The following is a 7152-nucleotide window of genomic DNA, read 5'->3' as shown; positions in this document are numbered from 1 at the left end:
GTTCGCAGGCTGGCCGATCACGCCTTCATAAACCGAGCCGTCGGCGTCCACGACACGGATCTGCTGGCCGGTCTGCTCCACTTGAAATGACCTGAGCACATTCGGCATCGGCGGCGAGTTGAAGTTGACGCGATACCTCCGCGCCTGGGCGTAGCGCTGACCGGCCTGCGCTGCCGACGCGTCGGCGTAATAAGCCAGCGAGTGACCGTTTCCGGGTTTGCCTGCGTCGCGCTGTAGTGCCAGCGAATCAACCGCGCTGACAGCAAGGCGCCCCTGGCGCGGCAGCGCTGTGCTTTGATTCGCGAACGCGATGTTTTTTTCATCCAGCGTAACCCGGTTTGTGGCTCCCGGGCTTTGGCCAAATCCACCGCCTCCTGCGCCGCCAACCCCTCGCGCGCCACCCGCGCTTTCCTGGGTCACTTGCGGTTTCTGCACCCCAGGAACTTGAGCCGGAGGTGAAACGGTTTGTCTTTCACTCGACGCACCGGCGCGGCTGGCGATCCCGCCGGCTTGCGCCGGCGCGAGGCCATAACGCTGGCGCATGACGACTTCGCTGCGCGCGCGCTCCGCGTTGGGCTCCTGCGGCGCGGTCACAGCTCCTCCCGGCGGGGTTGGGGCTTCCTTCGTTTTGTCAACGGAAGCCAGTTTCAACCGGGTAATTCTTCCCAGGCTCTCGTCCGCTCTGGCTTTGGCCGCATCATCAACTGATTTGAGCCGCGCATCCTTGGAGTCCGACTTCGCCGAAACTTCCCGTTCGACGACCTTGCTCTCTGCCGGTGCCGGTGCGTCCGCAAGCTCCCTGGCAAGCGCAACCGTAGCGATGCCTTTCTGCGTGCGCTGCAAGGCGTCATTGAATTGCGCGTCATTCATTTCCTCGACAGCCCCGTCGCCTAACAATACGGGCCGATACCCTTTGGCTTTCGGCGAATAGGCGAGAATCGAGTCGCGGTCTCCCTCGATTTTGCCGGCCCCGAGATAAACAAACTCCTGCCCGGTTTCAGGGTCTTTCAACACCTTGACCGTGCCGAGCTCATTCGTCATCTGCCCGAAGTTTGCAGGCAGTTTTCCATCGTGATCGCTGGCGTAGATTCGGGCGGCAAGTCCAATCTGCTTAAGGTAGTTGAACGCCGTAATACGTTGAGCTTTTGCCTTTGCCTTAAAAAGCGTGGGCCCCGACAATCCAGCCAGGATTATCAGCACGGCGCCAATCGAACCGGCCAGGGCGAGGCGAGGCCAGAACAACTTCAGCCAGCCGCCGGACGGAGCGGGTAGTTCAGGGGTTTTTTTTGGAAAGGTCCGCGCCACTTCGTCCTGAAACAGTTTGCGCGTGGCCGGGTGTAATTCAACCGGCGCGCCTGCTTCCCCGCGGCGCTTTTGCGCCCAGGCTTTCAGCTGCTCATCCACGCTTCTGTTGGGTTCGTCTGGCATTTCGTTCAGGCCGTTAGACGGAAGTCTGGGTAATATTCTCCCTCGAAAACAGGCCGCGCGCAATCTCTTCGAGTCGGTCGAGGCATTTGCTGAGACGCGAACTCACGGTCTTCACGTTCAACTGCAACTCGTTGCCGATTTCGTCATAGCTCAGGTCGGCGAAGTAGCGCAGTTCGATGATCTCGCGGCAAGGCTCGCCGAGCTGGTCGAGCGCGGCGCGGGTCAGCGCGATTCGCTCGGCGTTCATCAGGGTCGCGTCGGGCGCCGGCAGGGGGGTCGGGGGGTCCAGGGTCAGACCGTTCTCCGGGTCTTCGGCCTGCAGCGAAACCGTTATTTGTCCGCCGCCCCGTTTGGCGGCGCGCTGGCGCTTGCGGTAATCGCGCGCCTTGTTGGCGGCGATGCGGAACAGCCAGGTTTGCAACTGGCTTCGGCCGTTGAACAAGTCGAGGGCCTTGATCGCGGACAGAAATGTTTCCTGGCAGATTTCCTCCACATCCTCGCGGTTGAAGTCGGGCGCGAGTTGGAACACAAACCGTCCCGCGGCAGCGTAATGCCGGTCGAACAATTCATCCCAGGCCCGTGCCTCACCCTGGCGACACCGGGCGATCAACTCGGCTTCGGCATTGGGGTTCATCGGGATTCCAGTTTAGCGGAGTCGGGGCGTATTGACCAGCATTTGCTGGCGACCCGTCCCCCACATGGAAACAAGCGGCGGGAGCAATTGTTTCGAGGCTCCGTCTAACGCGGCATGTGGTCAATCAAATGGTTTCGGTCATCCGGAAAATCTTCACGCATTTTGCGCGAAGTTCATCCCGGCCCGGATGATTCGCACGCACAATTCTTTTACAACTCATTTACCACGCGTTCACATAGACCGGGCGGCGGTCATGCTAAACCTGATTTATGAACCGGGCTTCGCCGCCTGTTTTGGATTCACTCATCAACTGGAGGTCATTATGCGCTCACTCACCAAACTCTGCCTGCTGCTGATCCTGCCTGTCGCCCTGCCGGCTGACGGGCAGCCGCCACTGTCCACCAACTCGCCGGCTGCATCGCCCGGCTCCGATCTGTTGCTCCGCGAAATCCGCTATGACGGCCGGCTGGGCGACGACGAGGCGAAGTTCATGGTGGACATTGACGCCGAGTGCTCCGGCAAGGACGGGGCTTCGGTCGTGTTGTTCGAAGGCGAGGTCGCGGTGATGCCGGCGAAACTCCCGGCCGGCCTGCGCATCGTGCGGGAAGGCAAACAATACCGGCTCGTCGCGGCGCGCGCGGGCAGGTACAGGTTCAAACTGGAGGTGATTGCCGGAATCACGCGCGCCGAGCCGTGGAACCAGGTTTCATTCGTCGGACCGGACACCGGGATTGCCTCGGTTGTCGCGGAAGCCGGCAACCCGGATGTCGAGGTGCAATTGCTCAGCGGCACGACGCTGGAACCCGCGCAAGGCGGCGCGGCCCGGGTACGCGGCGTACTGGGAGCCGACCGGAACGTTTCATTGCGCTGGCACAGCAAGGCGACCGAGGCCGCCCGCAACGCGCTGATCACCTGCGACACACTTGCCGCGGCGCAGATCACGCCGACGGTCATCAAATTTGTCACCGAACTGCGCTATGAAATCGTCCAGGGGAACCTGTCCAGGTTTTCGGTGGCGTTGCCTGCCGGCCACGCGCTCACGCGGGTCGAAGGCGAACAAATACGCGATTGGCAGGTCAGGGTCACGCAGGACTCCGGCCCAGCGGACACGGGTGACACTCAAATCCTCACGGTCGAACTTATCAAGCCGGTTGAAAAATCCTACGTGCTCAGGATTTTCTCGGAGCAAACCGTGGAAAGCACTCCATTTGCCGGCCGGCTCATGTTGCCGCAACCGCAGGGCGTCGAGCGCGAGGCCGGTTCGTTCACCGTTTCGGCAGAGGACACAATCGTGGAAACTGAATCGACCGCGGGTCTGCACCAGATCAACGCGCCTGCCGGTTCGCTCGCGGCTTATCGTTTCTACGGGCATCCGCCGGCGCTGGGTGTGAGGCTGCGTCGGATCGAGCCGGTCATCAACGTTGCCAGCCGCGTCACGGCGCGGCTCGAAGAAGCGCGGTTGCTCGTCACTCATGCGCTCACACTGAACGTGGAGAAAGCGGGCATCTATTCCATCGAGCTTTCTCCGCCGGAAAATTTCATTGTCACCGACGTGCGCGGCGACGGTGTCGAGGATTGGAAGGCGCGCGGCGGCAGGCTCGTGGTCAATTTCTCCAGCCGGGTGCTGGGCGGGCGCAAGCTGGAAATCCGGCTCGAACAGGCGCAGAAGGATTTTCCGGAACAGATCGCCGTCGGGCCATTGCGTGTCTCTGCCGCGACCCAACAGACCGCGCAAATCGGCGCCGCGTCGGCCGCGGGCATCCGCCTGAAGACCGCCGAACTGGCCGGCCTGCGCGAGATCCCCGTCGCAAACCTCGCGAACCGCACCGACGAACTGCTCGCGTACGTCGCGGACCAGTCCGAGTGGTCGCTCACACTCTCGTCGGAGAAACTCGCGCCGCGCGTCATTGCGGACATTTTCAATCTCGTGACCATCGGTGACGGCCTGCTCGGCGGCAGCGCGACGGTTCGCTATGTCATCGTCAACCAGGGGGTGCAGGAGTTCAGGGTCAGACTGCCCGCGCGCTGGAAGAACACCGAGTTCACGGGGCCGAACATCCGTCGGAAAGAGCTGGCGCCTCCCGCGACCGGCGCCGACACCAATTACGTCGTCTGGAACATTGGTCTGCAGGACAAGGCATGGGGCGGTTATACGCTCGTGGTCACTTACGACGAACAGTTCGACCCGCACAAGGCAACACTTTCAACCGCCGGCATTCATGCGCTGGACGTGGAGCGCGAGACCGGCAGCGTGGCCATCACCAGCGCCGCGAGCCTGCAACTGCGCGAAACCAGGGCGACCGGGCCGCTTCAACGCATTGACGAAAGCGAACTGGCCGGGACCGACCGCGCGCTGATCACCCGCTCCGTGCTGCTCGCATATCGTTACGGCGCCGGCGACCCGTATGAGCTGGATCTGGACGTGACGCGCTTTCAGGAGCTGCCGGTGCTGGACGCCATCGCCGACCGCACACAGTTGACGACCGTGCTGACCGAGACCGGCCAGATGCTCACGCAGGCGTCGTTCATGGTGAAAAACAACGACAAGCAATTTCAACGCTTCACCCTGTCGAAAGGGGCGGAGTTCTGGTCCGCCTACGTGAATGGACAGGCCGCCAAAGCCGAGAAGGAAGGTGACGATCTGCTGGTGCCGCTGCCCCGCGGCGAAAACCGCGACCAGTCGTTCGCGGTCGAAATTGTTTATGCGCAAAAACTCGGCACGCTCGGGACGCTGACGCCGCGCGAGATCGCGCTTGCGGCTCCGAAGACCGACATTCAAACGACCTACGCGGAGTGGGAACTGTTCGTCCCCGCTTCACATCATCTGGCGGGGTTCGACGGCAATATGAACGTGGCGCAGGGAACGACCTACGGCCTGCGCGACGCGTGGGACGAATTCATGGGTGCGTATCGCGATCTGGCGCGCAACGCGCGAGGTTTCATGGTGGGTCTGTTGTTCGTAACGTTGGTGGCGACCCTGGTCATCGCGGCGGCGCGCCGCGGTTTGCAGGGCGTCGCCACGGTGCTCGGTGTGATCGCGGGGCTTGCGATTCTCGCGGGCATGATGCTGCCCGCATTGAGCAGGGCCAAGGCAAGGGCCCAGCGAATCAGTGCTGTCAACAATCTCAAACAGATCGGTCTGGCGGCGCGCATTTATGCCGGCGAGCACGAAGGCAGGCTGCCGGCGAACTTCGGACAGATGACGAATGAGCTGGCGACGGACAAGGTGTTGAAGGACCCGGAAAGCGGACGCGAGTTCATTTATCTTGGCCGGGAAAGAGGCGCCGTGGATGGCGATTCCGTCCTGGCCTACTCGCCGACGGAGCGCGGCGGGCGCGCGGTGCTGATGGGCGACGGCAGCGTTCGGCAATTGAACGAAGCACCGTTCAACGAAGCATTGCAGCGCACTCTTGCCGGCAAACCTTCGCTGGCGGCGGCAACCCCGGCGGGCGGCGGATCTGGCGCCGGGGGCGTCGCCGGCACGCCGGCGGAGGTTGTTCAGGTCGCGACCCCACGGCTTGCAGGCATTCGGCCGATTCACATTGAGATCCCGCGCGCGGGCGCACGATTTGTGTTCACCAAGGTGCTCAACGTCGGCAGCGACACACTGAGGCTGGAAGCGCTGGCGGTGGCCACGAAAGCGTGGAATGCGCTTTGCAGCGCGCTGCAAGTCGGCGGATTTCTGGCCGGCCTTTGGTTGTTCTGGCGTCAACTGCGCCGCCCCGCGCCCAACAGCCTGCTGGTCACCATTGCGCTCGCGCTCATCCTCGCCAGCGTCGGCGGTATGTTGATCGCGACACGGCTCCTCGGCGTGGCATTGATCGCCGCCGCGCCCCTGCTGGTCCTCGTGGTGCTGCTCCTCCTGGCTCGAAAATTCCTGCGGCGGAGCGCTGGTGAGGCCGCCGCGCCTGACACGGCGCCGGGCGCGCCGACTCCGTCCGCGCCCAATGGCGCGGGTATGGGCCCCGCGGTCGCGATGATCGCTCTGATGTTCTTTGTGGTCCCGGCGAACGCCAGGGAACCAATTCAGACTGATGCCGTGTTCCAAACTCCGCGTTCCGCAGTGGAAGCCGTTTCCATCCGGTCCGCGACCTACACGGGCGCGGTCCACGAACGCGTCGCGCGCATCGAGGCCGTCATCCAATTGACCGCGGCGAGGGCCGGCCAGACCGTGCGACTTTTCGGCGACGACGTCGCTGTCGAGCAGTTTTCCGTAATCGCAGGCGACGCGGAACTGCGGCGCCGCGGAAATTCGGTGAACGTGCGCCTGGGAAAGAAGGGCAATGCCACGGTAAAGGTGACGTTTCTCGCCCGGCTCGGCGGCGACGTGACGAAACGCCGGCTTGTGTTCGGCGTTCCGGCGGCGTTGTCCAGCCGGCTTTTGCTGACCGTGGACGAGCCGGAAGCCGCCGTGGAGTTTCCCACGGCCGTCTCCTACCACAGCAGCGCCGCGCAGCAGCAGACGCGCGTTGAGGCGGTGATGGGCGCGGGCGAACAGGTCGAGCTGCACTGGACGCCGCGCGTGAAGCGGGCCGCGGAAATCGCGGCGACCGTGTTTTGTCACAACGCGACGCTCGTGAGTTTCAACGCGGGCGTGATGACGACGCGCTCGCTGCTGGATTATCAGATCACGCAGGGCGAGCTGCGCGAAGCGCGCGTGCGGATTCCCGCCGGCCATCGTCTGCTGCGCGTTGAGGGCGACGCGATTCGCACCTGGCAGGCAAAAGAGGACGGCGCTTCGCAGATTCTCGTGGTCGAACTGCTCAAAGGGATTTCGCCGAACTACCGCCTCACCGTCGAAACCGAGAAGACCATTGAGAAGCTTCCTGAAGTTTTTATTTTGGAAACGCCGCACGCCCTGGACGTGAAACGCGAGACGGGCCTCGTCGCGTTGGCCAGCGGCGATGAACTGGGCCTGACCGTCGAGGCCGCGCAGGGGTTGCAGAAGGTGGACGCAGCCGAATTTCAAACGGTGACGGCGCAAACCAACGCGCTGACCGGCGCGTATCAATTTCTGAAGGGCGACTTCACGTTGAATGTGCGCGTGGAAACATTGCAACCGCAAATCGAGGCCATCGTTCGCAATCACG

3 protein-coding genes are annotated in these 7152 nt (G+C 63.1%); 1 reads left to right on the top strand and 2 read right to left on the bottom strand.

The features are described from left to right. Both VN887_08655 and VN887_08650 read right to left on the bottom strand, forming a co-directional pair. On the bottom strand, nt 1–1428 hold a 1428-nt coding region (locus VN887_08655), incomplete at its 3' end, for a hypothetical protein (GenBank protein ID HXT40080.1). Between the two features lie 13 nt (nt 1429–1441). Continuing rightward, a complete protein-coding gene (locus VN887_08650) occupies nt 1442–2062 on the bottom strand; it encodes a sigma-70 family RNA polymerase sigma factor (protein HXT40079.1) in 621 nt (206 codons plus the stop codon). 253 nt (nt 2063–2315) lie between these two features. Here VN887_08650 and VN887_08645 point away from each other — a divergent pair. After that, nucleotides 2316–7152 (top strand): hypothetical protein (locus VN887_08645; GenBank protein HXT40078.1); only part of this gene is annotated, 4837 nt, incomplete at its 3' end.

This window comes from Candidatus Angelobacter sp., from assembly GCA_035607015.1.
In the GTDB taxonomy this organism is placed as follows: domain Bacteria; phylum Verrucomicrobiota; class Verrucomicrobiia; order Limisphaerales; family AV2; genus AV2.
Note: the sequence above shows the minus strand (reverse complement) of the source record. Positions and strands in the feature narration are given on the sequence as shown.

Coding starts and splice junctions, on each gene's coding strand:
- VN887_08650 (HXT40079.1), bottom strand. CDS start 2,062: ATGAACCCCAATGCCGAAGCCGAGTTGATCGCCCGGTGTCGCCAGGGT.